The following is a 658-nucleotide window of genomic DNA, read 5'->3' on the forward strand; positions in this document are numbered from 1 at the left end:
TCTTCGGCGGTGGAGGCTCCAGCACCGCCACTGACGTCACACAGCTCGGCACTGCCTTTTTTCCCGAGGCCGTGGGGGGCCCGTTATCCGTCAATGCGACGGGGCGGACCGACAGCGGCGGTGTCGGGTTCGTGGGCGGGCAGGTCGGTTATGAATTGTCGTCGTATCCCTCGGTCGTACTGCCCGCCTTCGAGATCGAAGGATTTTATCTCGACACGGGGAGCCGGCGCGCGACGCTGCAAAACCCAAGCATCCGGCTTCCCGAGCATACGTTCGAAAATACCTTCCCGATGAACAACGCCGTTGTTCTGGCGAATATGGTTCTCAGCTTTCCGACGTCCTATCCGGGCGTGACGCCCTACATCGGCGGCGGCATCGGCGGCGCCCGCGTCTCCATCGAGGGCGCGAATTCCCTTCAGACCAACCCGATAGAAGCTGGTATCAATCACTTCAATTCCGGCACGGACTCGTCGGCTTGGACCTTTGCGGCGCAAGTAAAGGCCGGCGTTCGCGTCTCCCTCGGTCGCAACGCTTTCGTGTTCGGCGAGTATCGCTACCTGTACGTCGGCTCCGTCGATCAGACTTTCGGGCCCACCGTGTATCCCACCCATGCTCCCACCAGTGCCTGGACGGTTCGCCTCGACGAAACGTCCCATCA

The 658-nt window shown here is 61.9% G+C and carries 1 protein-coding gene; it reads left to right on the forward strand.

Annotation, left to right across the window (positions count from 1 at the left end; genetic code table 11):
- Window positions 1-658: outer membrane protein (locus ACTIFK_RS19005; RefSeq protein WP_439544584.1), on the forward strand; the 658-nt coding region annotated here is incomplete at both ends.

The sequence above is a fragment of the Hyphomicrobium sp. genome, from assembly GCF_051860585.1.
Classification (GTDB): domain Bacteria; phylum Pseudomonadota; class Alphaproteobacteria; order Rhizobiales; family Hyphomicrobiaceae; genus Hyphomicrobium_C.